Origin of the sequence: Pseudomonas sp. VA159-2 (assembly GCF_024126635.1) — a bacterium.
Classification (GTDB): domain Bacteria; phylum Pseudomonadota; class Gammaproteobacteria; order Pseudomonadales; family Pseudomonadaceae; genus Aquipseudomonas; species Aquipseudomonas muyukensis.
Genome location: NZ_JAMYBV010000018.1, coordinates 1 through 24,911 on the forward strand (window position 1 = coordinate 1; position 24,911 = coordinate 24,911).

The 24,911-nt window shown below is 66.1% G+C and carries 24 protein-coding genes; 12 read left to right on the forward strand and 12 right to left on the reverse strand.

The features are described 5' to 3' along the window. Positions 1–460 precede the first annotated feature (460 nt). The 3 genes from NJG22_RS17370 (at position 461) to NJG22_RS17380 (ending at position 3,009) form a co-directional block, all read left to right on the forward strand. The gene (locus NJG22_RS17370) at positions 461–2,263 is read left to right on the forward strand and encodes a glycoside hydrolase family 15 protein (RefSeq protein WP_253096283.1); all 1,803 of its coding nucleotides are present in this window, start codon (positions 461–463) and stop codon (positions 2,261–2,263) included. Between the two features lie 164 nt (positions 2,264–2,427). Next, positions 2,428–2,706: a type II toxin-antitoxin system RelE/ParE family toxin gene (locus NJG22_RS17375; protein WP_253096286.1), complete on the forward strand. Its 279-nt coding sequence runs from the start codon at positions 2,428–2,430 to the stop codon at positions 2,704–2,706. A 15-nt stretch (positions 2,707–2,721) separates the two neighbouring features. After that, on the forward strand, positions 2,722–3,009 hold the full coding sequence (locus NJG22_RS17380; RefSeq protein WP_134694187.1) for a HigA family addiction module antitoxin: 288 nt from the start codon (positions 2,722–2,724) through the stop codon (positions 3,007–3,009). Between the two features lie 125 nt (positions 3,010–3,134). On the opposite strand, the gene glpT is transcribed toward NJG22_RS17380, so the two are convergent. Then, a complete protein-coding gene (gene glpT / locus NJG22_RS17385; RefSeq protein WP_253096288.1) occupies positions 3,135–4,487 on the reverse strand; it encodes a glycerol-3-phosphate transporter in 1,353 nt (450 codons plus the stop codon). Positions 4,488–4,985: 498 nt separating this feature from the next. On the opposite strand from glpT, the gene NJG22_RS17390 reads away from it, so the two are divergent. Then, a complete protein-coding gene (locus NJG22_RS17390; RefSeq protein ID WP_253096290.1) occupies positions 4,986–5,537 on the forward strand; it encodes an EndoU domain-containing protein in 552 nt (183 codons plus the stop codon). Positions 5,538–5,609: 72 nt separating this feature from the next. After that, positions 5,610–5,870, forward strand: a complete 261-nt coding sequence (locus tag NJG22_RS17395) for a hypothetical protein (protein ID WP_253096293.1) — start codon at positions 5,610–5,612, stop codon at positions 5,868–5,870. Between the two features lie 104 nt (positions 5,871–5,974). Here the strand turns inward: NJG22_RS17395 and NJG22_RS17400 are convergent, their stop codons facing one another. The 5 genes from NJG22_RS17400 to NJG22_RS17420 form a co-directional block, all read right to left on the reverse strand. Next, the gene (locus NJG22_RS17400) at positions 5,975–7,261 is read right to left on the reverse strand and encodes a sorbosone dehydrogenase family protein (protein ID WP_253096296.1); all 1,287 of its coding nucleotides are present in this window, start codon (positions 7,259–7,261) and stop codon (positions 5,975–5,977) included. Continuing rightward, positions 7,258–7,680: a DUF2231 domain-containing protein gene (locus NJG22_RS17405; protein WP_253096298.1), complete on the reverse strand. Its 423-nt coding sequence runs from the start codon at positions 7,678–7,680 to the stop codon at positions 7,258–7,260. Before NJG22_RS17405 ends, NJG22_RS17400 begins: the two co-directional genes overlap by 4 nt. 101 nt (positions 7,681–7,781) lie before the next feature. Continuing rightward, positions 7,782–8,087 carry an NIPSNAP family protein gene (locus NJG22_RS17410; protein ID WP_253096300.1) on the reverse strand — a complete coding sequence of 102 codons (306 nt, stop codon included), beginning with the start codon at positions 8,085–8,087 and terminating at the stop codon, positions 7,782–7,784. Between the two features lie 58 nt (positions 8,088–8,145). Then, positions 8,146–8,703 carry a lipocalin family protein gene (locus tag NJG22_RS17415; protein ID WP_253096303.1) on the reverse strand — a complete coding sequence of 186 codons (558 nt, stop codon included), beginning with the start codon at positions 8,701–8,703 and terminating at the stop codon, positions 8,146–8,148. Between the two features lie 61 nt (positions 8,704–8,764). Then, complete coding sequence (locus NJG22_RS17420; RefSeq protein WP_253096305.1) at positions 8,765–9,352, reverse strand: hypothetical protein; 588 nt, start codon at positions 9,350–9,352, stop codon at positions 8,765–8,767. Positions 9,353–9,537: 185 nt separating this feature from the next. Between NJG22_RS17420 and NJG22_RS17425 the strand changes: the two genes are divergently transcribed. Genes NJG22_RS17425 through NJG22_RS17435 form a run of 3 tightly spaced genes read left to right on the forward strand, consistent with a single transcriptional unit; the run spans position 9,538 to position 13,228 of the window. After that, positions 9,538–10,050 carry a (2Fe-2S)-binding protein gene (locus NJG22_RS17425; RefSeq protein ID WP_253096307.1) on the forward strand — a complete coding sequence of 171 codons (513 nt, stop codon included), beginning with the start codon at positions 9,538–9,540 and terminating at the stop codon, positions 10,048–10,050. After that, positions 10,047–11,033, forward strand: a complete 987-nt coding sequence (locus tag NJG22_RS17430; RefSeq protein ID WP_253096310.1) for a xanthine dehydrogenase family protein subunit M — start codon at positions 10,047–10,049, stop codon at positions 11,031–11,033. Before NJG22_RS17425 ends, NJG22_RS17430 begins: the two co-directional genes overlap by 4 nt. Continuing rightward, positions 11,030–13,228, forward strand: a complete 2,199-nt coding sequence (locus NJG22_RS17435; protein ID WP_253096312.1) for a xanthine dehydrogenase family protein molybdopterin-binding subunit — start codon at positions 11,030–11,032, stop codon at positions 13,226–13,228. The genes NJG22_RS17430 and NJG22_RS17435 overlap by 4 nt, the downstream gene beginning before the upstream one ends. Here the strand turns inward: NJG22_RS17435 and NJG22_RS17440 are convergent. The 6 genes from NJG22_RS17440 to NJG22_RS17465 form a co-directional block, all read right to left on the reverse strand. Further along, positions 13,225–14,238 carry an XdhC family protein gene (locus NJG22_RS17440; protein ID WP_253096315.1) on the reverse strand — a complete coding sequence of 338 codons (1,014 nt, stop codon included), beginning with the start codon at positions 14,236–14,238 and terminating at the stop codon, positions 13,225–13,227. The genes NJG22_RS17435 and NJG22_RS17440 overlap by 4 nt on opposite strands. Positions 14,239–14,319: 81 nt before the next feature. Next, a complete protein-coding gene (locus tag NJG22_RS17445) occupies positions 14,320–15,654 on the reverse strand; it encodes a cytochrome c (protein ID WP_253096317.1) in 1,335 nt (444 codons plus the stop codon). Between the two features lie 17 nt (positions 15,655–15,671). Continuing rightward, complete coding sequence (locus NJG22_RS17450; RefSeq protein ID WP_253096320.1) at positions 15,672–17,912, reverse strand: molybdopterin cofactor-binding domain-containing protein; 2,241 nt, start codon at positions 17,910–17,912, stop codon at positions 15,672–15,674. Then, a complete protein-coding gene (locus NJG22_RS17455; protein WP_217853871.1) occupies positions 17,912–18,367 on the reverse strand; it encodes a (2Fe-2S)-binding protein in 456 nt (151 codons plus the stop codon). The genes NJG22_RS17450 and NJG22_RS17455 overlap by 1 nt, the downstream gene beginning before the upstream one ends. Before the next feature lie 151 nt (positions 18,368–18,518). Next, entirely contained in the window at positions 18,519–20,021 is a 1,503-nt protein-coding gene (gene proP / locus NJG22_RS17460; RefSeq protein ID WP_217853872.1) for a glycine betaine/L-proline transporter ProP, read from the reverse strand. A 134-nt stretch (positions 20,022–20,155) separates the two neighbouring features. Further along, on the reverse strand, positions 20,156–20,296 hold the full coding sequence (locus tag NJG22_RS17465) for an acetyltransferase (protein WP_253096323.1): 141 nt from the start codon (positions 20,294–20,296) through the stop codon (positions 20,156–20,158). Positions 20,297–20,452: 156 nt separating this feature from the next. On the opposite strand from NJG22_RS17465, the gene NJG22_RS17470 reads away from it, so the two are divergent. The 4 genes from NJG22_RS17470 (at position 20,453) to NJG22_RS17485 (ending at position 24,891) form a co-directional block, all read left to right on the forward strand. After that, positions 20,453–21,094, forward strand: a complete 642-nt coding sequence (locus NJG22_RS17470) for a LysE family translocator (protein ID WP_253096325.1) — start codon at positions 20,453–20,455, stop codon at positions 21,092–21,094. 230 nt (positions 21,095–21,324) lie between these two features. After that, on the forward strand, positions 21,325–22,335 hold the full coding sequence (locus NJG22_RS17475) for an aldo/keto reductase (RefSeq protein ID WP_253096328.1): 1,011 nt from the start codon (positions 21,325–21,327) through the stop codon (positions 22,333–22,335). 71 nt (positions 22,336–22,406) lie between these two features. Next, complete coding sequence (locus NJG22_RS17480; protein WP_253096332.1) at positions 22,407–22,817, forward strand: SRPBCC family protein; 411 nt, start codon at positions 22,407–22,409, stop codon at positions 22,815–22,817. A gap of 373 nt (positions 22,818–23,190) precedes the next feature. Further along, complete coding sequence (locus NJG22_RS17485; RefSeq protein WP_253096334.1) at positions 23,191–24,891, forward strand: ShlB/FhaC/HecB family hemolysin secretion/activation protein; 1,701 nt, start codon at positions 23,191–23,193, stop codon at positions 24,889–24,891. The last annotated feature ends 20 nt before the right edge of the window (positions 24,892–24,911 follow it).

The following is a 24,911-nucleotide window of genomic DNA, read 5'->3' on the forward strand; positions in this document are numbered from 1 at the left end:
AAAGGCGAAAAGGTGACTGTGCGTCGACATAGCCAATGAATGCGCATATAACTTCCAAAACCCACGCTCTGAAAGTCAAAGTCAAAGTCGGTCGGCGTGGGTATTCACAGATGTAAGCACATTCATTTGCTATATCGACGCTTAATCACCTTTTCGCCTTTACGGCGAGTTCCTTTTTGTCGTGGCTGTGGCAAAAAGGAACCAAAAACCGTGCGCTCCATTCATCCGGCCCTACGCTTCGCTCCGGGTTCCCTCACTCCGGCCTCCTGAAGTCGCGAAGTTAGGGGCGGCGCCTGCACTGGCGTAGCTGTCGCACGTTGGGTTTGGCGCTAGCCTCTCGTTCGACAAGCAACAGCAACGGCAACAGCAACGGCAATGGCACAATCAGCATCGGGTGCTTCGATGGAACCGGCCATCGTGCCTTGGCATCCAACCTCAAGCCCCCCACCGAGGACCCGCGATGCCCGCCCAGATCGAAGACTATGCCCTCATCGGCAACTGCCGTAGCGCCGCCCTGGTCAACCGCGATGGCGCCCTCGACTGGTTGTGCCTGCCGCGCTTCGACGCCCCGGCCGTGTTCGCCGCCCTGCTGGGCAACGAAGAGAATGGCCGCTGGCGCCTCGCCCCCAGCGACCCCGTCGAGTACAGCACACGCCGCTACCTCGACGACACCCTGGTGCTGGAAACCACCTGGGCCACCGCCAGCGGTCGCGCCCGGGTGCTCGACTGCATGCCCCTGGGCGAACACAACGCCGTGCTGCGCATCGTCGAAGGCCTGGCCGGCGAGACCGCGTTCGAGATGGACCTGGTGCTGCGCTTCGACTACGGCCGCAGCGTGCCCTGGGTGGAAAAACTCGACCCCCTGACCCTCAGCGCTGTCGCCGGCCCCGACCGCCTGATCCTGCGCAGCAGCACCCCGACCCACGGCCGCGACCACCACAGCGTCGCCCGCTTTCGCGTAGGCCCAGGCGAGCGCCAGGTGTTCAGCCTGTGCCACCAGGCCTCGCATCTGCCCGTGCAGCCCGGCTGCGATGTCGACCACGACCTGCAGCAGACCATCGACCAATGGCAGGCCTTCGCCGCCCGCTGCCCGGAAGTCGGCCCCTACACCGGGCTGGTACGCCGTTCGCTGCTCACCCTCAAGGCCATGACCTACGCGCCCACCGGCGGCATGGTCGCCGCCGTGACCACCTCGCTGCCCGAGCGCGTCGGCGGCGAACGCAACTGGGATTACCGCTACTGCTGGCTGCGCGACGCCACCATGACCCTGCTGGCGCTGATGAACCTCGGCTACTTCGACGAGGCCCAGGCCTGGCGCGAATGGCTGCTGCGCTCGGTGGCGGGCAACCCCGAGCAGATGCAGATCATGTACGGGCTGGCCGGTGAGCGCGACCTGCCGGAATCCACCCTGCCCTGGTTGCCTGGCTATGAGCGTTCGCAACCGGTGCGGGTCGGCAATGCGGCCTCTGAACAACGGCAGCTGGATATCTACGGCGAGCTGGCCGACGCCATGAGCCAGGCCATCAAGGGCGGCCTGCCGCGGCATCCGCGCAGCGCGGCCATCGCCCGGTCGATCCTGCCGTACCTGCAAAGCATCTGGCGCGAACCCGACGAAGGTATCTGGGAGGTGCGCGGCGGCCGCCAGCATTTCGTGCATTCCAAGGTCATGGCCTGGGTGGCCTTCGACCGCGCCGCAAGCCTGGCAGAAACCACCGAGCAAGACCGTGAGCAGGGCGAGTATTACCGCCAGGTGGCCGACCAGATCCGCAACGAGGTCTGCGAGCGTGGGCTGGATGCCAGTCGGCAGTACTTCGTGCAGGCCTATGGCTCCAGCGAACTGGATGCCAGCCTGTTGCAGATTGCCCTGACCGGCTTCCTGCCGGTGCAGGACCCACGCTTCCTGCGCACCCTCGAACAGGTCGAACAGCGCCTGCTGCGCAATGGCTTGCTGTTGCGGTATGACAGCGACAGCTGCAGCGATGGGCTGACGCCGGGGGAGGGCACCTTCCTGGTGTGTTCGTTCTGGCTGGCGGATGTGTATGTGCTGCTGGGCCGGCAGGCAGAGGCTCAGGCCTTGTATGAACGGCTGACCGGGTTGTGCAATGACCTAGGGCTGCTGGCCGAGCAGTACGATCCGGCGGGCAAACGTATGCTGGGCAACTTCCCGCAGGCGTTTAGTCATATCGGGATCATCAACACGGCGCTGAACCTGCACCGGGCGCAGTGTCCGGCGCGGGATCGGGCGAGAACATGCAACCTGTGACCCTGTCGCAGCCAAGCGTTGTCAGCGCCACCTGGCAGCCTAGCGTTGGGAGGGCGCATGTTCGCCGGATAGTGTGACGCATTGCGTCACATATGTTATTTTGCCCACTGTGATGCTTGGGGTCACACTCATCGTCTCGCACAACACGGATACGGTGTGCTCCGATGATCATCAGCTTTCGCCATAAAGGACTGCGGCTTTTCCACGAGACAGGCAACATCCGAGGTATCCAGCCTGCGCCTGCGCAGCGTTTACGACGGCAACTGCAGTTTCTCGACCGTGCCGTGGTCGCCGCCGACCTGTGCATTCCCGGCTGGCAACTGCATCCACTCAAGGGTGAGCGCGCGGGCTCCTGGTCGGTCAGCGTGTCCGGCAATTGGCGGCTGGTGTTCCGCTTCACAGGTTGCGACGTCGAACTGGTCGATTACCTCGACTATCACTGATCAGGAGTCCCTATCATGCCTATGCACAATCCGCCTCATCCCGGCGAAACGCTGCGTGAAGATGTTCTGCCCGCCCTTGGGCTGACGGTCAAGGCGTTTGCCGCGCACCTGGGTTTTTCGCGCGAGGCACTATCCCGTGTACTGCACGCGCGCGCGGCGGTCTCGCCGGACTTGGCGGTGCGGCTGGAAATGGCAGGTATCAGTACGGCGCGGCTCTGGTTGACGATCCAGGTGGATTACGACATCTGGCAGGCCCGTCAACGCCAGCAGCCGGTTATTACCCGGTTGTTCCAGGCGGCCTGAAGCGATCGGTCGTGGGCAAGCTCGTCGCGCGCCAGGGTGACGGTGGACTGGGCGCGCAGTTACAGGCCTGGCAGGCAAAAAAGCCCGGGGCACATGCCCCGGGCTTTTTCATGCCGTCAGATGCATCAAGCCGTCGCTTCACGCCCGGCGCTTGCCGCCTTGGTATGGCGCAGCGTCGGGATCAGGAAGGCGATCGCCAGCACACACGCGCTCACCAGCATCACGAAGCCACCGTCCCAGCCGAAGTGGTCGACGGTGTTGCCCATCGCCGCGCTGGCCGCGACCGAGCCACCGAGGTAGCCGAACAGCCCGGTGAAGCCGGCGGCGGTGCCGGCGGCTTTCTTCGGCGCCAGTTCCAGGGCCTGCAGGCCGACCAGCATCACCGGTCCGTAGATCAGAAAACCGATGGCGAACAAGGCGATCATGTCGATGGTCGGGTTGCCCGGCGGGTTGAGCCAGTACACCAGGGTGGCCACGGTCACCAGGGCCATGAATACGATGCCGGTCAGGCCGCGGTTGCCACGGAAGATCTTGTCGGACATCCAGCCGCACAGCAGGGTGCCGGGAATACCGGCCCATTCATAGAAGAAGTACGCCCACGACGTGGTGTCGACGCTGAAGTGCTTGGCCTCTTTCAGGTAGGTCGGCGCCCAGTCCAGCACGCCGTAGCGCAGCAGGTAGACGAACACGTTGGCCAGGGCGATGTACCACAGCAGTTTGTTGCGCAGCACGTACTCGACGAAGATCTGCTTGGCGCTGAACTCCTGCTCATGGCTCTCGTCGTAGCCCTCGGGGTAGTCGTTCTTGTACTGCTCGACCGGCGGCAGGCCGACCGACTGCGGGGTGTCGCGCATCATCGCGAAGGCGAACACCGCCACCAGCACCGCCACCGCGGCGGGTACGTAGAAGGCCGCGTGCCAGTCGTTGGTCCAGCCCAGGCCGAGCAGGAACAGCGGGCCGATCAGGCCGCCACCGACGTTGTGGGCGACGTTCCATACCGACACCACGCCGCCGCGTTCCTTCTGCGACCACCAGTGCACCATGGTCCGCCCACTCGGTGGCCAGCCCATGCCCTGGGCCCAGCCATTGATGAACAGCAGCACGAACATGATCGCCACGCTGGACGTGGCCCAATGCGCGAAACCGAAAATGAACATCACCCCAGCCGAGATCAGCAGGCCGAAGGGCAGGAAATAGCGCGGGTTGGAGCGGTCCGAAACCAGGCCCATGAGGAACTTGGACAGGCCGTAGGCAATGGCGATGGCCGAGATCGCCAAGCCCAGCTGGCCACGGGTGTAGCCCTCTTCCTCGATCAGGTAGGGCATGGCCAGGGAGAAGTTCTTGCGCAGCAGGTAGTAGCCGGCGTAGCCGAAAAAGATCCCGGCGAAGATTTGCCAGCGCAGGCGCCGATAAGTGCTGTCGACGCGCTCGTCGGGCAGCGGCGCCTGGTGCGCGGCAGGGCGGAAGAAGGCGAACATGTGAAGCTCCAGCTTGTTATAGGTATGCGAAATCGAATTTTACATTTTCGTAACAGAAAAAATATCTGTTTTGTGAAGAGCGGTTGTTCTTTTGTGAAAACCTGCCGATTAGCGGCGAGGGTCCCGGGGGAAATGCCCGGTTCTGTCGTTATCACGGCAAAGATGCTCCGGGACGGCAGGCAACGCGATAGCGAGGGACACTTATCAAGGGAAGCCGATAGGTGGCCGATAACGCCTCTTCATTTGCGCTATGGAACACCGCTGGCCTAGATGGCGTTCGGTGTTGGCTGTGCGTTAGCGCATTACCGCATCCACCAGCCCTGTCGAGTGCATCGTGGCCCCTGCGCCCTGAGGGCGGCTATCGGGATTTTGCGCGACGTCGCTTACCTGGCACCTGCTCCTTGACTGTCTCCAGGGCAGCGCTTCGCGACAGAAGCTGTGACAAGGATTGACGGTGCAGTTGCAGGACAATGTCCTGGCACCGCGAGGGGTGAGTAAATGCGAAAGTCTTTAGCAGTCTTCAGGCCCGGTGGGGTTCTGATCAACTTGGCGATGATCGCCGGCCTGGTCTTTTTCGGGGCGGCGAAGGCATCCAGCGAAGGGGCCGTTGTCTGCCCGCAACCTCATTCGGACGGTGTGTCGGTGATCAACCAGCAGCACGTGTTCTGTGGCGAAGTGCTCGAAAACCGAGCGCAGGGTTTCCATAGCCGACCGTCAGGCCATTGGCCCTTTGGCGTGACGCTCAGGCAAACCACCACCACGAGGCCGCGGGGCCCGTATGGTGTCTATGTGTTGCGCGGCTTTGACATCGCTCAGCACGGGGTGAGGGCAACCAAGACGCTTTCCACGATGTTTCCTGACGCTTGCTCACAGGCCAAGGTGGTGGCGGCCATCCAGCACGCCTTCAACAACGGCGAATTGATCGGACGCAGGTTCCGCGGCCCTTCGGGCGCCAGTTGCCAGGCCGGGAACCCGGCCGCTTCTTTCGATATCGTCGGCTACATGGATGCCACTGGCACGGTGGTGACCACTGCCTTTCCTGATTATTGATTCTGCGGCATCCTCGGCAGGGCCGGGCGCAATGCCCGGCTCTTTTCGTTGTCCCGGCAAAGGAGCCTGCTCATGTCCAATCCGCAACCCTCTGGTTTTCAGCAGTTCCTCGACGACGAGGTGACGGGCGTGGCCCGCGAGCACCTGCTGGAGAAGGCCCTGGCCGCGCGGCAGAACCGGGTGGTGGAAGCTTATAGTGGCAATGCCTACTACGTGGCGTTTGAAGACGATCAGGTGGTGATCGAGCACTACTACGCGAAGGATTGGCCCGCTGTGCACCTGCCTTTGCAAGACTTCATCACGGCCTTGCAGGCGGATGCTGACAACCCGTAGCCAGCCTTGCTGGCGAACACCGGCGCAGCCGGTGCCAGGCAGGCCACCGCGCCTGGTTCGCCAGCAAGCTGGCCCCTGAGGTTGCACGGTGTGGCAGCACGCAATCACGGCGTACGGGTCACCCGCCACAGGGTATTGGCCAGGTCGTCGGCAATGATCAGCGCACCCTTGGGATCGACCGTCACCCCCACCGGCCGGCCGCGGGTCTTGCCGTCCTCGCCGCGAAATCCGCTGGCGAAGTCCACCGGCTCGCCCGCCGGCTTGCCTGCGCGAAACGGCACGAAGACCACCTTGTAGCCCACCGGGTCGGGGCGGTTCCAGCTGCCATGCTCACCGACGAAGGCGCCTTCGGCGAACGGCTCGCCCATGGCCGCGCTGGAGAAATCCAACCCCAGCGCCGCCACGTGCGAGCCCAGGCTGTAGTCGGGCTTTATCGCGGCTTGCACCTTCTGCGGGTCCTGTGGTCGCACGCGGTCGTCGACGTTCTGCCCCCAGTAGCTGTAGGGCCAGCCGTAGAACGCGCCTTGCTTGACGGACGTCAGGTAGTCCGGTACCAGGTCCGGCCCGAGCTCGTCACGCTCGTTGACCACTGCCCACAACTCCCCGCTGTCGGGCTGGATGGCCAGCGCGGTGGGGTTGCGCAGGCCGGTGGCATAGGGGCGGTGGGCGCCGGTCACGGCATCGATCTGCCAGATCATGGCGCGGTCGACTTCCACCTCCATGCCGCGTTCGGTGATGTTGCTGTTGGAGCCGATGCCGACGTACAGGTGGCGGCCATCGGGGCTGATAGCCAGCGACTTGGTCCAGTGGTGGTTGATTGCGGCGGGCAGGTCGCTGACCTTGGTGGGTGGGCCGTCGGCCTTCGTCTGGCCATCCCGGTAGTCGAAGCGCACCAGCGCGTCCTGGTTGGCCACGTACAGCTTGCCGTCGGCGTAGGCCAGGCCATAGGGGGCGTTGAGGCTGTCGGCGAACACGGTCCGCAGTTCGTAGCGGCCATCGCCGTCGGCATCGCGCAGTAAAGTCAGGCGGTTGCCGCCCGTGACCTGGGTGTTGCCCTTGGCCTTGATCTGGCTGGCGATCACGTCCTTGGGCTTGAGCTTGGCGGCGTTGCCGCCGCGGCCTTCGGCCACGAGAATGTCGCCGTTGGGCAGCACCAGGGGCTGGCGCGGGATCTTCAGGTCGGTGGCGATGGCGCTGATGCTGTAGCCGGCTGGCACCGTGGGTTTCTGCTCGCCCCAGGCGGCCGGTTGGGCGATCCTCATGCTCGGCAGCAGGCCGCGCTCCGGCGCCGGCAATTTCGGGTCCGGGCCGTGGGCCTGGGTCTGCTCGCCGTCAGCGCCGCAGGCGCTGAGCAGCAGGGCCATGCTCAGGGCGCTGAGTGCCAGCTTCATGCTTCACCTCCATGGTGCAGGTTGCTCATGCCGATGGCGGTGGCGATGAGCGCCAGCACGCTGACGATCACCGACAGCACCAGCGCGGCGGGCATCACCGCCCAGGCGTCCTTGGCGTGCTCGAAGGCGTTGACCAGGCCCAGCAGCCAGGTCGCCAGCAGCACCAGGAAATACCAGGTGGGGCGGCCGGCCTTGCGCGGCGCGCGGATCAGGTTGACCAGGGCGAACAACAGCGCCAGGCCGCTGAACAGCAGGGCGCCGGCGATCAGCCAGGCGGCGAAGTTGCTCCACTGGATCTGGTAGCTCTGGTAGTAGGCGAGGTCGCTCAGCAGTGCACCGAGGAACAATGGCACGCTGCCGGCGAGCAGGGTCGCATGCAGCGGGCCGGGGGTGGTACGGGGCAGGGTGGTCGTGGTCACGGAGGCTCCTTGTCGTTCGGCGATCCAGGGGCGCAGGGCGCATAGGGAGGATCGTGAGCAAGGCGCTTTAGTTCAGTGCAATTGACTCAGTCCACCCAGTGTCAGGTGAGCAGCGGCCGCAGGAAGCTGCGCTCATAGCTGAGGATGAAGCGCTGCTCGGTCGCCAGGGCAAAGGCGGCAATGCACTCAGGGTCGGTCCCGCAGGCGCTGCGGTACTGCTCGTAAGCCGCCAGGCTTGGGAAGCTGAACAGGGCATAGGCGACATTGTTGGCCCCTTCGCTAGGCAGGAAGTAGCCGTGGTGGCTGCCGCCCATGCGGTTGACCAGGCCGATCCACAGCTTGGCGTAGGCTTCGAAGGCTGGGACCTGGTACGGGTCGATGAGGTACTTGAGGTGGCAGGTGATCATTGCACGCGATCCTTAGGGTGAGCCGGGTGGCTCACCTTACCGGGGCTGATGGCGGCCGTCACTGGGGGGCGGGTTGACGCCAGATCAGTGGGTCGGTGGGATAGCCCTGCTGGCGTGCCAGCTCCAGCAACTGTTGGCGGGCCTGGGTGCTGACTGTCGGTGTGCGTGACAGCAGCCACAGGTACTCGCGGTTGGGATGGCCGACCAACGCCACACGATAGTCCGGGTCGTGGTACAGCACCCAGTACTCGCCCTTGGTCAGGCTCGGTGCCAGGCGGCTGAACCAGTTGTCGAATCGCACCCAGAGCTTGTCGGTGCGCCCAGCCACTTGCGGCTCGGCGATGCCGCGGGCCTCGTTGCGCTGGCCGTCTTGCTCCAGGCAGCTGTTGGTCACGTCGATGCGGCCATCCTCGCGCAGCTCATAGTGGGCTTCGGACTGCACGCAGTTGCGCTGGAAGAACATCGGCAGGCGCGCCAGCTCGTACCAGGTGCCCTGGTAGCGCGGTAGTTCGACCTGTTGCGTGGTGGGCGGTGGGCGCTCGTCGCGGGCGCTGGAGCAGCCCGTGAGCGCAAGGGTGAGGCAGCAGCACAAAGGCACGGCCAGGCGCATCGCCATAAGAAACCTCCAGAAAAGGCAAGGGCTCACAGGTGTTCGATGCGCGGGCCGGACAAAGGTTTTACTGGGCTGGGCGCGAGGTCTCCACGCTCAGTACTTCGGTATAGATGGCATCGACGGTCTGGTCGACCTTGAGGTTCTTCATGCGGGCCTGCAGCTCGGGGTCCTCGACCTTGACCACCTGCAGCTTGCCCTCGGGCGGCAACAAGCTGACCTCGTGGGCCTCGAGGTCGATCTTCTTGATCTGCGAGGTGACCTTGACCTGGCGGAAGGCTTCGCCGCCGGGGTTGGGGTTGGCCGCGGTGGCGCGGATGGTGCCGGACTCCACCGACGCCTTGGGCGCGCCGCCCTCATGGGTGTTCAGCACGTAGGCCACCGCGCGGGTCACCTTGATGTCGACCTGGTCGCCAACCTTCAGGTTGGGCAGGGCCTTGGCCTGCTCGGTGAGCTGGAAGGTTACGTCCTTGTCGTTGGGGCCCTTGACCGTGACCTGGCGGTTGGCCAGGTCGATGGCGGTCACCTCGGTGGTGACATGGCTTTGCAGCGCCTCGCTGGCGATGGGCAACTGGGCGGCATGGGCAGTGAAGCTGACGGTGGACATTAACGAGGCAAAAGCGACAGCACGTGCGAGGGAACGGGTTGGGATCATTGGCCTGTCTTCCTTGGGGTCGATACCGGAATGGGGTTGCGAGGTGAAGCATAGCCACTGGCCGGTAATGTGCACGGCGGCGAGCACGGCACTTGAGCAATTGCTTTGAACGGCCAGGCGCTGGCGCGGGTCGCACCAGAACAAGCAGCCGGCGCTGCTGCCTGAACCCACCTGAGGCCTTGATCATGCGCGATCGCGAACCCACGGCAGCGTTGCTGCCCATCCAGCTGACCCTCAATGGCCAGCGCCAGCAGCTGCAGTTGGCGCCCTGGTTGACCTTGCTCGACCTGCTGCGTGACCAGCTCGACCTGGTGGGCACCAAGAAGGGCTGCGACCATGGCCAATGCGGCGCCTGCACGGTGCTGCGCAATGGCCGGCGGATCAATGCCTGTCTGACCCTCGCCGTGATGTGCGATGGCGATACGGTGACCACCATCGAGGGCGTGGCGCAGGACCATGCATTGCATCCATTGCAACAGGCGTTCATCCGCCATGATGCTTTCCAGTGCGGCTACTGCACACCAGGGCAGATCTGTTCGGCGCTGGGGCTGGCGGGTGAGGGCAGAGCGCATACGCGCGATGAAATCCGCGAAGGCATGAGCGGCAACCTGTGCCGCTGCGGGGCCTACGCCAACATCACCGCTGCGGTGGAGGAGGCCTTGCCACTGATGACCGGACAGGGAGGTGCCAGGCCATGACGCCTTTCACCTATGCCAAGCCTGCCAGTGTTGATCAGGCCGTGCAGCTTGCGGGGCCCGACGCATGCTTCATCGCGGGTGGCACCAACCTGCTCGACTTGATGAAAGAGAACGTCGCCCGCCCCGCCCGGTTGATCGACATCAACGACCTGCCGCTGCGCGACGTCACCCCCACTGCCGATGGGGGACTGCGGATCGGCGCGCTGGTCAGCAATGCCGATCTGGCCTGGCACCCACTCATCGAGCGGGATTACCCGTTGCTTGCCCAGGCAATCCTTGCCGGTGCCTCGCCGCAGCTGCGCAACATGGCCAGCAGCGGCGGCAACCTGCTGCAGCGCACCCGCTGCGTGTACTTCTACGACACCGCCACACCGTGCAACAAGCGCGCCCCCGGAAGCGGTTGCCCGGCCCGCGATGGCCTCAGTCGCAACCACGCGATCCTGGGCGCGAGCCGGTCGTGCGTGGCGGTCCATCCCTCGGACATGTGCGTGGCCCTGGCCGCCCTCGAGGCCAGGGTGGTGGTTCGCGGGCGCGGCGGCGAGCGGTGCGTGGCCTTTGCCGATTTTCACCGGCTGCCCGACGACGCGCCGGAGCGCGACAACACCCTGGGCGAAGATGAGTTGATCCTGGCCATCGAACTGCCGGCGCCACGATTCGCCGGGCACAGTCATTATCTGAAAATCCGTGATCGCGCCTCCTATGCCTTTGCGCTGGTGTCGGTGGCTGCGGCGCTGGAGTTGAGCGGCAATCACATCCGTACCCTGCACGTGGCGCTGGGGGGCGTGGCCCACAAGCCCTGGCGCGATGCCGCGCTGGAGCGACATTTCGTCGGTGAGTCTGCCGCCGCGGCCACCTACGAGCGCTTCGCCGAAGCGTTGTTGCGCGCGGCCCGGCCCCTGCCGGGCAATGTCTTCAAGGTTCGCCTGGCGCACAACGCCATCGTCCGCGCCTTGACCCAGGCCCAGAGAGGGGAACGACCATGAACCTGCCACAACCTTCAAGCGGCCAGCCCCTGGACCGCATCGACGGGCCAGCCAAGGTGACGGGCGCGGCGCGCTATGCGGGCGAATACCCCGCCGACGGCCTGTTGCATGGCAGCGTGGTCGGCAGCCCGGTGGCCCGTGGCAGGGTGCGGGCCATCGACTGCGCGGCGGCCCTGGCGGTGCCTGGGGTGGTCGCCGTGCTGCACCACCAGAACCGGCCGTCCATGGCCGGCGACGACGAGCCCTACCAGGACGCCGATGCCGCGGCGGGCAAGCCTTTTCGGCCTTTGTTCAACGACCGGGTGCTGTACAGCGGCCAGCCGCTGGCGCTGGTCGTTGCGCAAAGCCTGGAGCTGGCCAGGTACGCCGGCAGCCTGGTGCGCATCGAGATCGATGCACAGCCCCACCAGACCGACCTGCTCGCCGCGTTCGACCAGGCCCATGATGCGCCGGTGGAGTTGCCCAAGGCCCGTGGCGATTTCGCAACGGCCTACGCCCAGGCGCCGTTCAAGGTCGATGCCACCTACAGTACCCCGATCGAACACCACAACCCCATGGAGCCGCACGCCTCGACGGTGATTTACCGCGACGATGGCAGCCTGCTGGTACATGACAAGACCCAGGGCACGCAAAACAGTCAGGACTATCTGGCGCAGGTATTCAACCTGCCCAAGGACCGGGTGCGGGTGTGCGCAGCCTACGTCGGCGGCGCCTTCGGTTCGGGCCTGCGCCCCCAGTACCAGCTGGCCCTGGCAAGCATGGCCGCGCTCAGCCTCAAGCGTTCGGTCAGGGTCAGCCTGACCCGCCAACAGATGTTCACCTTTGGCTACCGGCCCAGGACCGTGCAGCGCCTGCGCCTGGCCGCCGATGCCCAGGGGCGGTTGCAGGCGATCCATCATCAGGCCATCGCCCAGACCTCTCGCTTCGAGGACTTCACCGAGCATGTGGTGGAGTGGAGCGGCATGCTCTACCGCTGCGACAACGTGGCAATGGCCTACAAGCTGGTGCCGCTGGATGTCTACACACCGCTGGACATGCGCGCCCCCGGTGCCGCGCTGGGCTTGATCGGCCTGGAGTGTGCCATGGACGAACTGGCACGGCAGGTCGGTATCGATCCGTTGGCGTTGCGGCGGCGCAACTTCGCCGACAGCAATGGCAACGAGGGCAAGCCTTACTCCAGCAAGGCGCTGCTGGCCTGTTACGACCAAGGCGCCGCCCGTTTTGGCTGGCACCGACGAGATGCTCGACCGCGTGTCCGCTGCGAGGGCCATGAGCGGGTTGGCTGGGGCATGGCTGGCGGTGTCTGGGAGGCGATGCAGATGAGCGCCAGTGCCCGGGCCCGGCTCGATCTGGATGGCCACCTGTGGGTGGGCAGCGCGACCACCGATATTGGCACCGGTACCTACACCGTGATGACGCAGATCGCCGCCGATGCCGCCGCCATGGCGGTGACGGATGTGACCTTCGAGCTGGGCGACAGCGCGCTGCCGAGCGCGCCGTTGCAAGGGGGCTCGTTTACCGTGTCCTCGGTGGGCTCGGCGGTGCGCCAGGTGTGCCAGCTGCTGCGCGGGGCCCTGGTCAAGGCGGCCAAGGCGCAATATCCGGCGCTGACGGGTGAAGCGCCGGAACGCTTCGTGGTGCGTGACGGCAAGCTGTGGGTCGGTGGCAGTGGCTACGCGCTGGAGAGGATTCTGCAGGGGCATGCGCTGGAGGTGACGGTGGATGCCGAGCCCTCCGCGCGGCGCCAGGGCTTCGCCAGCGCCACCCACTCGGCGGTGTTCGTCGAGGTGCGTGTGGACGAGGCGCTGGGCACGGTGCGGGTGACCCGCGTGGTCAGCGCCATCGCCGCAGGCCGGGTGATCAACCCCAAGACCACCCGTAGCCAGATCCTTGGCGGCGTGGTCTGGGGGCTGGGCATGGCCTTGCAGGAGCACACCCAGATCGACCATGCCTTGGGGCGCTACATGAACCATAACCTGGCTGAGTACCACATGCCGGTGAACGCCGATATTGGCGACATCGAGGTGATCTTCGTCGACGAGCCGGACGACATCGTCAATGAACTGGGCTCCAAGGGCGTGGGCGAAATTGGCATCATCGGTGTCGCCGCCGCGGTCGCCAATGCCGTGCAGCACGCCACCGGCCGGCGCATGCGCGACTTCCCGCTGACCGTGGACAAGCTGCTGGCCGATTAAGCCAGCGGCAGCTGTCGCGTCTTGGCGCTGCAGACACTGACCGTGTGCGGCAGGCGCACTGCATTCTTGGCGGCCAGCACCTCGGCCATCACGCTCACCGCGATTTCCGCCGGGGTCTTGCTGCCGATGTAGATACCGATGGGGCCATGGAGGCGTTGCAGGGACTGTTCGGTTTCGCCGAAATGCTCGATCAGCCGTTCGCGGCGCAGCTGGCTGTTGCGCCGCGAGCCGATGGCGCCGATGTAGAACGCCGGGCCATGCAAGGCTTCGAGCAGGGCCAGGTCGTCGAGCTTGGGGTCGTGGCTGACGGCGATGATGCAGGTGCGCAGGTCGGCGTTGCAGGCGCGGACCACGTCATCGGGCATGCCCCTGAGGTGTTCGACGCCGGCCACCGACCAGCTGGCCATGTGTTCCGGGCGCGGGTCGCAGACCGCTACCTTGAAGCCATTGAACAGGGCCATGGTCGCCAGGTACTCGGCCAGCGCGCCAGCGCCGATCAGCAGCATGCGGTAGCCGGGGCCGAGGGTATTGACCATGTATTGGTCGTCGAAGGCGAACTGCCCCGGGGTAGCGGTGATCGCCAGGCTGACCGCGCCACTGGCCAGGGCCAGCTGGCGGCGTACCAGCTGGCCGGCGTCGAGCTGGGTGAGCAGCTGTTGCAGCGGCTCGACGGCGGGGTTGAATTCGAGGATCAGCTCCAGCGTGCCGCCGCAAGGCAGGCCGAAGCGGTGGGCCTCGTCGGCGCTGACCCCGTAGCGGATCACCTCGGGTGCTCGCTGCGGCAGGCCGGGGCCGCCGTAGGCGGTGGTATAGCGCTGCACCAGGTCGTCCTCGATGCAACCGCCGGAAACGCTGCCGACCACCCGGCCATCGTTGCGCAGGGCCATCATCGAGCCTACCGGGCGTGGCGAGGAGCCCCAGGTGCGGGCGACGGTGGCCAATAGCACGGGGTGGCCGGCCTGGCGCCAGGCGTGGGCGGTGCGTAGCACCAGCAGGTCGATGCTTTCCATGGTGGCCTCGGTATTTCCGTGGGTATGGCCATCGCCGGGCACGCCCCCAGCGTGGCAGCGGGCTTGCCGGCGATGGTGCCTTCAGCGCATATGCAAGATGATCGGGCTGCTGCTGGCCGGGTCGGTATGCTCGCGCAACTTGCCCACCGTTTTGGCCTGCACCGCCGCGCCGTGGTTGCCCCAGCTCGCGCGGGCGAAACTCAGCACCTCGGCGATCTCCCGGTCCGACAACTGCTCGCGGAACGCCGGCATGCGATAGGCATCCGGCACCCCGGCGGCAACCACGCGCTGCGAGCCATTGAGGGTGATGTTGATCGCCGAGGCGTCCTCCCTGGCCAGCATCGAAGTGGCCCCGGCCAAGGGTGGCATCCACTCGGCCTGGCCCTTGCCGTCCAGGCCATGGCAGCTGGCGCAGCGGGTCGCATAAGTGTGTGCCCCCGGTGCCTGGCTGGCTGCGGCCTGCGCCTGGTACTGCCACGGTGGGCCATCGCGCTGCGCATCGCCGGGCAACGCCTTCAGGTAATGGGCGATGGCCGCCAGGTCGTCGTCGCTCATGAACTGCGTGGAGTTGTTGAACGCCTCGGTCATCGAGCCATACACCACCGCATGTCGGTTGCGCCCGGTCTTGAGGAACTGCACGATTTCCTGTTCGCTCCAGCGCCCCAGGCCGATGTTGTGGTCCTGGCGCAGGCTCGGCGCGTACCAGCCGTCGAGCAACGCCCCGGCGAGGAACGGCGCGCCACCATCGTCCAGGGCCTTCTCGTTGAAGGCCAGGCCGCGCGGGGTGTGGCAACTGCCGCAGTGGCCCGGACCCTGGACGAGGTAGGCGCCGCGATTCCACAGCGCATCCTGCCCAGGCTGCTGCACGTAGGGCGCGGTCGGCGCGAACAGGCCGTTCCACAGGGCGATGGGCCAGCGCAGGTTCAGCGGCCAGGGAATGTCGCTGGGGATATTGGCCTCGGCGGCCGGTTGCACGCCCTTCATGAAGAACGCATAAAGCGCCCGCACGTCGTCGTCGCTGAGCTTGGCGTAGGACGGGTAGGGCATGGCCGGGTACAACCGGCGCCCGCCGGGGGCCACGCCCTGGCGCACGGCGCGGTCGAAGTCGGCCAGGCTGTAGGCACCGATGCCGTGGTCGCGGTCCGGGGTGATGTTGGTGGCATGGATCGCCCCCAGCGGCGTGGCCATCTCCAGGCCGCCGGCGAAGGGCGTCTTGCCGGGCAGGCTGTGGCAGGCCACGCAGTCGCTGAGCCGGGCGACGTATTCGCCGCGGCTGACCAGGCTCGCTTCGGCGCTGTCCTGGGCGGTGAAGGGCGAGGCGGGCTCGCGGCTGACGTACCAGGCCAGCAGGCCAGCCGCCACCAGGCACGGCACGGCCAACCAGCCAGCGGTTCGTGCGAATCGGCTGTTGTTCATGGGCAGTCCTTGTCGGGTCAGCTGAAGGTATGGCGGCTCAAGGGCATGCTGCGCACGCGCTGGCCGGTCAAGCGCGCCACGGCGTTGGCCACCGCAGGCGCCACCGCCGGCAGCGGCGGCTCGCCGATACCGCCCATCTTCGCCCCGCTCTGGACGATGCGCACATGCACCCGGGCCATGCGCGCGGGTGGCAGGATCGGGTACAGGTCGTAGTTGCGCGCCCGGGGCTGGCCGTTCAACCACACCGCCTCTTCCAGCAGTACCTGGGACAGGCCCAGGGATACCGCGCCGTTGACCTGCGCCTCGATGATCGCCGGGTTGACGATGCTGCCCGGGTCGATGGCCTGCCAGATGTCGTGCACTTTCACCTGGCCACCCTCCAGCGACACCTCGGCGATCACCGCCGCTTCCGAGCCGAACGGCGAGGCCATGGCCACGCCTCGGGCGCGCTGGCTGCCGTCCTCGGCGGTGAACGGGCCACGCTTCCAGCCACCGGACAACTCGGCCACCGCCTGCAGCAGGGTGGTCAGGCGCGGGTTGCCCTGCAACAGGTGCAGGCGCAGCTCGAAGGGGTCATGGCCGCCCTTGTCGGCCAGTTCGTCGAGGAACGACTCGTAGAAGAAATCATTCAGCGAGTTGCCCACCGAACGCCAGTAGCCCTGCATGGCTGGGGTCTTCACGTAGATCTGCGCGATGCGCTTGTTGGCGATGGCGTAGGCCTTGCCCGACAGCCCTTCGAGGGCGGTGGGGTCGAGCTTCTCGCCCTGTTGGCCGGCGATGGACTCGGTCGGGCCTTCGGTGGCGCTGATGGCCTCGATGGCCACCGGCAGGCCCTGGTCATCCAGCCCGGCGCGGAACTTGGCCACGGCCATGGGCCGCATGGCATCGCGCAGGAACTCTTCCTCGCGGCTCCAGATCAGCTTCACCGGACGGCCCACGGCCTTGGCCAGGGCGATGGCCTGTGGGTAGGGGCTGGCGGCGTCGTACAGGAAGTGCCGGCCAAAGAAGCCGCCCAGCAGCGGCGAGTGCAGGGTGATGCGTTCGGCGGCAAGGCCGGTGCGCTTGGCGATGTCGTCGCGGAACATGTCCTGGGCCTGGTTGGGCAGCCACACCTCGAGGCTGCCGTCGGGGTTGAAGCGCGCGATGGCCGACGGCGGCTCCAGCTGGGCATGGTTGAGGAACTGGTTGTGGTAGGTGGCCTCGACGGTGGTCTTGGCGCTGGCCAGCGCGGCGGCGACATCGCCCTGGTTTTCATCGTCGCGGGCCGGGCCGGTCTGGCTGGCCAGGTGCTCGCGCCAGCCATCGCTGGAAAAGTCCGCCGGCATTGGCCGCACCTTGCTGTCGGCGGCGGGTTCTTTCCAGTCCACCTGCAAGGCCTCCACCGCGCGCTTGGCGTTGAACCAGCGCTCGGCGACCACCGCCACCGCGCCGGGTAGCTGATGTACCGAATGCACGCCCTTCATGGCCTTGACCTGCTCCTCGTTGCGCAGCTGGCCGACCGTCATGCCCAGGCGCGGCGCATGCTGCACGGCGGCGTGGAGCATGCCGTCGACCTTGACGTCGATGCTGTACACGGCCTTGCCGGTGGACTTGTCGTAGGCGTCCAGGCGCGGCACCGGCTTGCCGATCCAGCGGAACTGGCCGGGGTCGCGCAAGGTGACGCTGGCCGGGTCCGGCACCGGCAGGTCCATGGCCGTACCGGCCAGCTCGCCATAGCCGATCGAGCGGCCCGTGGCGGCATGCACCACCTTGCCCGGTTCGGTGCTCAGCTCGCCCACCGCCACGCCCAGGCGCTGGGCGCCGGCCTGCAGCAGCATGGCCCGGGCCAGGGCGCCGAGGCGGCGCATGGTCGGGTAGCTCATGCGCACCGACATGCTGCCGCCGGTGATGCGCAGGCCGTTTTCCATCACCACGTAGGCTTGGCCCGCCGGGGCGCTTTCGACCAAAAAGCGTGCCGGTTCGAGGTCCAGCTCCTCGCCGACGATCTGCGCCATGGCGGTGTTGACCCCTTGCCCGCCCTCCATGAACGGGCTGAGCAGGCGCACGCTGCCGTCCGGGCGGATCTCCAGGAAGGCCGGCACCTGGGTGCCGCGCTCGGGGGCGGCGGCCTGCACCCGCGGTACGCCCACGGGCAGGCCGAAGCCGAGCACCAGCGCGCCGACGCTGGTGCCGACCAGGAAGCGTCGACGAGACAGGTTGACGGTTTCGCCTGCTGGCAGCTTCAGCAAGTCTTCGGGGGTGTCGATGCGCGTGGCCATCAGGCGTTACCCCCTTCGGCGAGGTCGTGCAGGGCGGCATGGATGGCGTTGTAGGTGCCGCAGCGGCACAGGTTGACCATCGCCGCGTCGATCTGCTCGGCACTGGGCTTGGCGCTGTGCTTGAGCAGCGCGGTGGCGGCCATCACCTGGCCGGACTGGCAATAGCCGCACTGCGCCACCTGGTGCTCGACCCAGGCGGCGACCACGCGCTTGCCCACCGCGTCATCCTCGATGGCCTCGATGGTGGTCACCTCGCGGCCGACCACCCCAGCCACCGGGGTGACGCAGGCACGCACCAGGTTGCCGTCCACCAGCACCGAACAGGCGCCGCACTGGGCCAGGCCACAGCCGTACTTGGTACCGGTCAGGCCAAGGTCGTCGCGGATCACCCAGAGCAAGGGCGTGTCGGCGTCGGCCTCGACCTGGTAAGTCTTCTGGTTGATGCGTAGTTCCATCGGGCTCACCTGCTGCAGTCACGGTTGTGGGGGGGAATACACTGTTCCCCAATCCACAAACGCTAGCACAGGCCAACCCGTGCGGAACCGGTACACCCCGCAGGTTCAGAGGATCAGGCAAGCAATCCGGCGGAATGCGCAACGCCGCGCATCAGTCGATGCGCGGGTGTTGTTGGGCCAGGGTCTTGCGCTTGGCTTCGAGCTCGGCGATCTGCGCGTCGATGTCCTCGATCTTCTGCTCGATGTTGTCGTGGTGCTCCTGCAGCAGCTCGCGGGCCTCGTCGATGTCCGAGGCGGCCGGGGCGGCGCCGCGCAGCGGCTGGTTGGCGGTTTCCTTCATGGTCAGGCCGGTGAGCAGGCCGATCACCGCGATGACCATCAGGTAGTAGGCCGGCATGTACAGGTTGTCGGTGGTCTCCACCAGCCAGGCGGCGATTGTCGGGGTGAGGCCGGCGATCAGCACCGAGATGTTGAAGGCGCTGGCCAGGGCGCTGTAGCGGATATGGGTGGGGAACATCGCCGGCAGCGTCGAGGCCATCACGCCGATGAAGAAGTTCAGCAGCACGGCAAGCATCAGCAGGCCGGCGAAGATCACCGCCAGCTTGCCGCTGGTGATCAGCATGAACGCCGGGATGGCCAGCAGGAACAGGCCGACGCTGCCGATGATGATGAAGGGCTTGCGCCCCCACTTGTCGCTGAGCAGGCCGATCATGGGCTGCACGAAGAGCATGCCGACCATGATCGCGATGATGATCAGCACGCCGTGGTCCTCGCTGTAGTGCAGGTTGTGCGAGAGGTAGCTGGGCATGTAGGTGAGCAGCATGTAGTAGGTGACGTTGGTGGCGATCACCACGCCGATGCAGGTCAGCAGGCTGCGCCAGTGCTTGGTCGCCACCTCCTTGAACGAGACTTTCGGGCCGCTGGCCAGGCCTTCGCGGTCGCCTTGCTCAAGCTTGTCGACGTGCTGCTGGAAGGCCGGGGTTTCCTCCAGCGCATGGCGCAGGTAAAGGCCGATCAGGCCCAGGGGCAGGGCGAGGAAGAACGGCAGGCGCCAGCCCCATTCGAGGAACTGCGCCTCGCCCAGGATCGTCGAGATCAGCACCACCACCCCGGCGCCGAGGACGAAGCCGGCAATCGAGCCGAAGTCCAGCCAGCTGCCGAGAAAGCCGCGCTTGCGGTCCGGGGCGTACTCGGCGACGAAGATCGAGGCGCCGGTGTATTCGCCGCCCACCGAGAAGCCCTGGGCCATCTTGGCCAGCAACAGCAGGATCGGCGCCCAGATGCCGATGCTGGCGTAGGAGGGGATCAGGCCGATGGCGAAGGTGCTCAGGGACATGATCACGATGGTCGCGGCCAGCACCTTCTGGCGCCCGTAGCGATCGCCCAGGGCGCCAAAGAACAGCCCGCCCAGCGGGCGGATCAGGAAGGGCACGGAGAAGGTGGCCAGGGCGGCGATCATCTGCACCCCGGGGCTGGCGTTGGGGAAGAACACCTTGCCCAGGGCATAGGCGACGAAGCCGTAGACGCCGAAGTCGAACCACTCCATGGCATTGCCCAGGGCGGCGGCGGTGATGGCCTTGCGCATCTTGGCGTCGTCGACGATGGTGATGTCCTTCAGGCCGATGGGCTTGACGGGTTTCTTGCGTGATTTCATGGGCCATTGTCCTTAGGTGGCGGGCGGCCTGGCCATGGTTTGGCCAGCGCTTCTAAGGGATCAGATGCAAGGGTGCGCTAAATAATTCCGTGCCAAGTGATTTTGCGTGGCGCAGCCGGTGCCATCCAGCGCGGTTACAGGTCGCGTGACATCAGCCAATGCTGCTCGCCCCAGGCCTGGAACTGCTCCAGGGCGACCCAGCCACGTGTGGCGTCAAAAGCGTTCTGGTCGTGGGTAGTGTTCATGTGCTGGTCCAGCCACTCGAGGCCAGGCATGTGCAGGTCCTTATGGGCAAATGTGCGGGCGTATCATGGCGCACCAGCGCCGGTTCACGAAAGAGCAGGGCAGGTCCGGCAGGCGCTCGAAAAATCAGGCACGCAACCGCTCAGGCACGGGTAATATCCAGTCTCCGCCACTTGCCGAGACTGAACATGGACACTCACTCGCTTCTCGCTTTCACCCTGGTCGCCGCGATCGCCATTGCCAGCCCTGGGCCCGCCACCCTGATGGCCATCAACAACAGCCTGGCCCACGGCCAGCGCAGCGCGGTATGGTCGTCGCTGGGCAATGCCAGTGGGCTGTTCTGTCTGTCGGCCGCCGCCATGCTGGGGTTGGGCGCCTTGTTGGCCAGTTCGGAAATGCTGTTCAACGCGGTCAAGGTGGTCGGTGCCGGCTACCTGTTCTACCTGGGCGTACGGCAACTGCTGAAGAAGAGCCCGATGCTGGCGGACGGGGCCGAGGCTGGCGATGGGCGGCGTCGACCGAGGCCATTGAAACTCTACAAGTCGGCCTTTGTTACCGCGGTCACCAACCCCAAGGCGACCCTGTTCTTCACCGCGCTGTTCCCGCAGTTCGTCGACCAGGGCGCGGCGCTACTGCCGCAGTTTCTGTTGCTGACCGGGATCTTCATCCTGTTGTCGCTGACCTCGCTGAGCCTGTATGCCGCCCTGGCCGCGCGGGCCAAGGGCGTGCTGACCCGGCCGTCGCTGTCGCGTTGGGTGAGTCGGGTGGTGGGGACCACGTTCATTGGCTTTGGTGCGGCGATTCTGGCGATGCGTCGGCAAGGGGCTTAGTGGGGGGTAGTGTCTAGGGGAAGGGTGTTCGTCACGACAGGCGCTACATCTGTTGCGGCGAACCCTTCCCGGGTGCTGCACCGCTCATCACGCCTTCCCAGAGTCCTCATTCAACGCTATTGCACTAAAGGTCTCAAGTCTGTCGAATTATGACTTGGACGGTCTTGGTTGCGCGGCCTAGCATGGCCGTCATTGGAGCCGACAGACGACTCCCCAACCAGGAAATCAGCATGAACCTCAAGTCCCTGATCGCCAACCCGCTGGGCCACGGTGCCGCACCGCTGGGCAATATGTTCCGCAACGTCCCCGAGGCCGAAGTCCAAGCCACCATCGACGCCGCCTGGGCCAACGGCGTGCGCTACTACGACACTGCCCCGTTCTACGGCGCCGGCCTTTCCGAAACCCGCCTGGGCAACGCCCTGGTCGGCCGCCCACGTGACCAATACGTGCTCAGCACCAAGGTCGGGCGGATCATCCTCGACGAACTGGAAGACCCCGCCGCCCGTGAACTGGGCGAGAAAAGCGGCCTGTTCGAACACGGCAACCGCAACCGCATCGTCAACGACTACAGCGCCGACGCCACCCTGCGCTCGATCGAAGACAGCCTGCGCCGCCTGAAGACCGACCGCCTGGACATCGTCTGGATCCACGACATCGCCCAGGACTTCTACGGCGACGAATGGCTGACCCAGTTCGAGATCGCCCGCACCGGCGCTTTCCGCGTGCTCTCCCGCCTGCGTGAAGAAGGCGTGATCAAGGCTTGGGGCCTGGGCGTGAACCGTGTCGAACCGATCGAACTGACCCTCGATTTGGACGAGCCAAAGCCCGATGGCTTCCTGCTGGCCGGCCGCTACTCGCTGCTCGACCACGATCGTGCCCTGCAGCGCGTGATGCCGCAGGCGGTTGAACAGGGTGTCGGCATCGTCGTCGGTGGCCCGTACAGCTCTGGCGTCACCGCCGGTGGCGAGCACTTCGAGTACCAGAAGGCCAGCCCGGCCGTGCTGGCCAAGCTCGAGCGCATTCGCGCCGTGGCCCGTGCCCATGATGTCGACGTCAAGGCCGCCGCGCTGCAGTTCGCCCTGGCCCACCCGGCCGTGGTTTCGGTGATCCCGGGCTCGACCCGCCCAGAACACGCCAATGAAGACCTGGCGGCCCTGAGCAAGGTGATTCCGATGGCGTTCTGGAACGACCTGCGCCAGCAGGGGCTGATCAACGCCCTGGCACCTGTGCCGACTGTCTGAACCGACTCGGCAGGGCCCGCGCGGCCCTGCCCTCAACGAATCAATGGGGCCGCGCCCCGAGGAGCATCACCATGGCTACCGCACAAGCCTTTATCGACACCCCCGTTGACGCCGACCGCGTCTGGCAACTGATCGGCGGCTTCGACGCCTTGCCCGACTGGCTGCCGTTCATTCCTGAAAGCGCCCTGAGCCAGGGCGGCCGCGTACGCACCCTCAAGAGCGTTGACGGCGACACCATCATCGAACGCTTGCTGGACTTCAACGAAGCCCGTCGCAGCTACAGCTACACCATCCTCAGTGGCCCGGCCCCGGTACGTGACTACCACTCGACCCTGCAGGTGGTCGCCCAGGGTAGCGGTTCCCGCGTGCAATGGTCCGGTTCGTTCGTGCCGCAAGGCATCAGCGACGCCGAAGCGACCGCGCTGTTCGCCGGTATCTACGAAGCGGGCCTGGCGGCACTCAAGCAACAGCTCGAAGCTTGATCTAGCCGGCACTTCCTCGCGCGGGGCCAGCCCGCTGCCACAGGTACTTCCCTGCGGCAGCGGGCTGGCCCGCGCGGCCTTGGGAAGTTGGATTAGCGAATCATTCCTAAATATTCACCTGGCCACTTCGTGTTTAACAGCAGCCCCCCGGCATTGCGACTAAGGTCGGGTTTGATTGTTCGACAATCGGAATATTGTCTAGTTGAGCGTCGATCCCAACCGATTGAAGTGGTTGGCCTTTTTGCAAATTAAAGTTCACCGGGAGCCGCACTGCGAAGGCACTAAAGTTTCACTAGGCGCAAGCCGATAATCACCAGTAACTGCACTGCAAAGTTCAACTTTCGCCGTGCCTTTATTTGGCTATAGGTGTTGTATGTGGTACCGGTCTGCTCCTGCTCGTCGCTTCTCACTGTCCGTCGCACTGTCGTGCTTGTGCGTCGGCGTCACCCAGGCGGATACCCCAGGCCAGGAAGTGCTGCGTCAACAGCAACAGCAGCAACAGGACCTGCAACAACTGCAACTCGAACAGCGCCGCCGGCAACTGGAGCGGGGCGCCTTCTCCACGCCAGGCACGCCCCCGGCGCCGGCGCCAAGCATCGCCCCGGACAGCCAGTGCTGGCCGTTGGCCGGGGTTCGCCTCGGTGGCGTCACGCTGATCGACCGCGCCCGTCTCGAGGCCCGTATCCAGCCGCTGCTGGCGCCCTGCATGGGCGTCGGCCAGATCAACCACCTGCTGGCGATCATCACCGCGGTGTACCTGGAACAGGGGTATGTCGCCAGCCGGCCATACCTGAACCGCGCCCCGGTCGCCGGCCAGTCGCTGGATATCCTGGTCGACGAAGGCTACGTCGAGGCCATCGAGCTGGCCGATCAGCAACTGCCGGTGTCGTTGGCCGGCGCCTTCCCCGGCATGCTCGGCGAGCCGTTGAACCTGCGTGACCTGGAGCAGGGCCTGGACCAGCTCAACCGCCTGCGCTCGGTCGACCTCGGCGCCGATATCGCCCCCGGCAGCCAGCCGGGCGCCTCGCGGATCATCCTGCGCCCGCGCAGCGCCGGGCAGCCGCGGGTGGCCCTGGGCCTGGGCCTGGACAACCTTGGCAGCGCCAGTACCGGGCGTGATCGACAGGTGCTGAGCCTGGGCCTGGACAACCCGTTGGCGCTCAACGACCTGCTCAGCCTCAGCGCCAGCGACACCCTCAACCAGGGCGAACGCTACAGCCGCAACGCCAGCCTGTACTACGCGATCCCCTACGGTTACTGGACCTTCAGCCTGTTCGCCAGCCACGCCGAATACAGCGCGCCGGTCAAGCTCAGCAGCCTGACCTTGCACAGCCGCGGCATCACCGACCAGCTCAGCCTGCGCGGCGAGCGTGTGCTCTGGCGCGACCAGCGCCATCAGCTGAGCGCCAACCTGCAACTGGCGCACAAGGATGTCGACAGCGAGTTCGCCAAGGTGCGCCTGGACGTGCAAAGCCCGACCCTCACCGTGGCCGAGGCCGGGCTCAACCTGTTCTGGCTCGACCGCGCGGTATGGAACTTCGACCTCAACTATGCCCAAGGCCTGCGTGGGTTCGGCGCTGACGACGACGCCCAGCGGGTGGTCGCCAACTTGCCCAAGGCGCAGTTCCACAAGTACCGCGCGGGCCTCAGCCAGTGGCGCAACGGCCAATTCGGCGACCAGGCCTGGCAGTGGCAGAGCCAGCTCAACGCGCAGTACAGCCCCGATCCTTTGCCGGCCATCGAGCAGTTGCTCGGGACCGACGACTCCGCCGTGCGCGGCTACCGGGTAAGCAGTATTTCCGGGGCCAGCGGAGCGGTCTGGCGCAACACCCTGCGCTTGCCGCAACGCCCCGCCGGCCCCTTGAGCATCACCCCGCGGCTGGCGCTGGACCATGGTTGGATCAAGGCCGACCACGGCGCCCCGGTGCAGCACCTCAGCGCTGCCAGCCTCGGCGTCAACCTGGGCTGGAAAGGCCTGCAGCTGGATTTCGACTACCAGCGCAGCCTGACCACCCCCAGTGGCAACCACCGCGAACCGGACGTCTGGCTGTTCAGGGCCGGCCTGCAGATTTGAGCGGGGCAAACCTATGTGCA

Coding starts and splice junctions, on each gene's coding strand:
- NJG22_RS17370 (WP_253096283.1), top strand. CDS start 461: ATGCCCGCCCAGATCGAAGACTATGCCCTCATCGGCAACTGCCGTAGC.
- NJG22_RS17375 (WP_253096286.1), top strand. CDS start 2,428: ATGATCATCAGCTTTCGCCATAAAGGACTGCGGCTTTTCCACGAGACA.
- NJG22_RS17380 (WP_134694187.1), top strand. CDS start 2,722: ATGCCTATGCACAATCCGCCTCATCCCGGCGAAACGCTGCGTGAAGAT.
- glpT (WP_253096288.1), bottom strand. CDS start 4,487: ATGTTCGCCTTCTTCCGCCCTGCCGCGCACCAGGCGCCGCTGCCCGAC.
- NJG22_RS17390 (WP_253096290.1), top strand. CDS start 4,986: ATGCGAAAGTCTTTAGCAGTCTTCAGGCCCGGTGGGGTTCTGATCAAC.
- NJG22_RS17395 (WP_253096293.1), top strand. CDS start 5,610: ATGTCCAATCCGCAACCCTCTGGTTTTCAGCAGTTCCTCGACGACGAG.
- NJG22_RS17400 (WP_253096296.1), bottom strand. CDS start 7,261: ATGAAGCTGGCACTCAGCGCCCTGAGCATGGCCCTGCTGCTCAGCGCC.
- NJG22_RS17410 (WP_253096300.1), bottom strand. CDS start 8,087: ATGATCACCTGCCACCTCAAGTACCTCATCGACCCGTACCAGGTCCCA.
- NJG22_RS17415 (WP_253096303.1), bottom strand. CDS start 8,703: ATGGCGATGCGCCTGGCCGTGCCTTTGTGCTGCTGCCTCACCCTTGCG.
- NJG22_RS17420 (WP_253096305.1), bottom strand. CDS start 9,352: ATGATCCCAACCCGTTCCCTCGCACGTGCTGTCGCTTTTGCCTCGTTA.
- NJG22_RS17425 (WP_253096307.1), top strand. CDS start 9,538: ATGCGCGATCGCGAACCCACGGCAGCGTTGCTGCCCATCCAGCTGACC.
- NJG22_RS17430 (WP_253096310.1), top strand. CDS start 10,047: ATGACGCCTTTCACCTATGCCAAGCCTGCCAGTGTTGATCAGGCCGTG.
- NJG22_RS17435 (WP_253096312.1), top strand. CDS start 11,030: ATGAACCTGCCACAACCTTCAAGCGGCCAGCCCCTGGACCGCATCGAC.
- NJG22_RS17440 (WP_253096315.1), bottom strand. CDS start 14,238: ATGGAAAGCATCGACCTGCTGGTGCTACGCACCGCCCACGCCTGGCGC.
- NJG22_RS17445 (WP_253096317.1), bottom strand. CDS start 15,654: ATGAACAACAGCCGATTCGCACGAACCGCTGGCTGGTTGGCCGTGCCG.
- NJG22_RS17450 (WP_253096320.1), bottom strand. CDS start 17,912: ATGGCCACGCGCATCGACACCCCCGAAGACTTGCTGAAGCTGCCAGCA.
- NJG22_RS17455 (WP_217853871.1), bottom strand. CDS start 18,367: ATGGAACTACGCATCAACCAGAAGACTTACCAGGTCGAGGCCGACGCC.
- proP (WP_217853872.1), bottom strand. CDS start 20,021: ATGAAATCACGCAAGAAACCCGTCAAGCCCATCGGCCTGAAGGACATC.
- NJG22_RS17465 (WP_253096323.1), bottom strand. CDS start 20,296: ATGCCTGGCCTCGAGTGGCTGGACCAGCACATGAACACTACCCACGAC.
- NJG22_RS17470 (WP_253096325.1), top strand. CDS start 20,453: ATGGACACTCACTCGCTTCTCGCTTTCACCCTGGTCGCCGCGATCGCC.
- NJG22_RS17475 (WP_253096328.1), top strand. CDS start 21,325: ATGAACCTCAAGTCCCTGATCGCCAACCCGCTGGGCCACGGTGCCGCA.
- NJG22_RS17480 (WP_253096332.1), top strand. CDS start 22,407: ATGGCTACCGCACAAGCCTTTATCGACACCCCCGTTGACGCCGACCGC.
- NJG22_RS17485 (WP_253096334.1), top strand. CDS start 23,191: ATGTGGTACCGGTCTGCTCCTGCTCGTCGCTTCTCACTGTCCGTCGCA.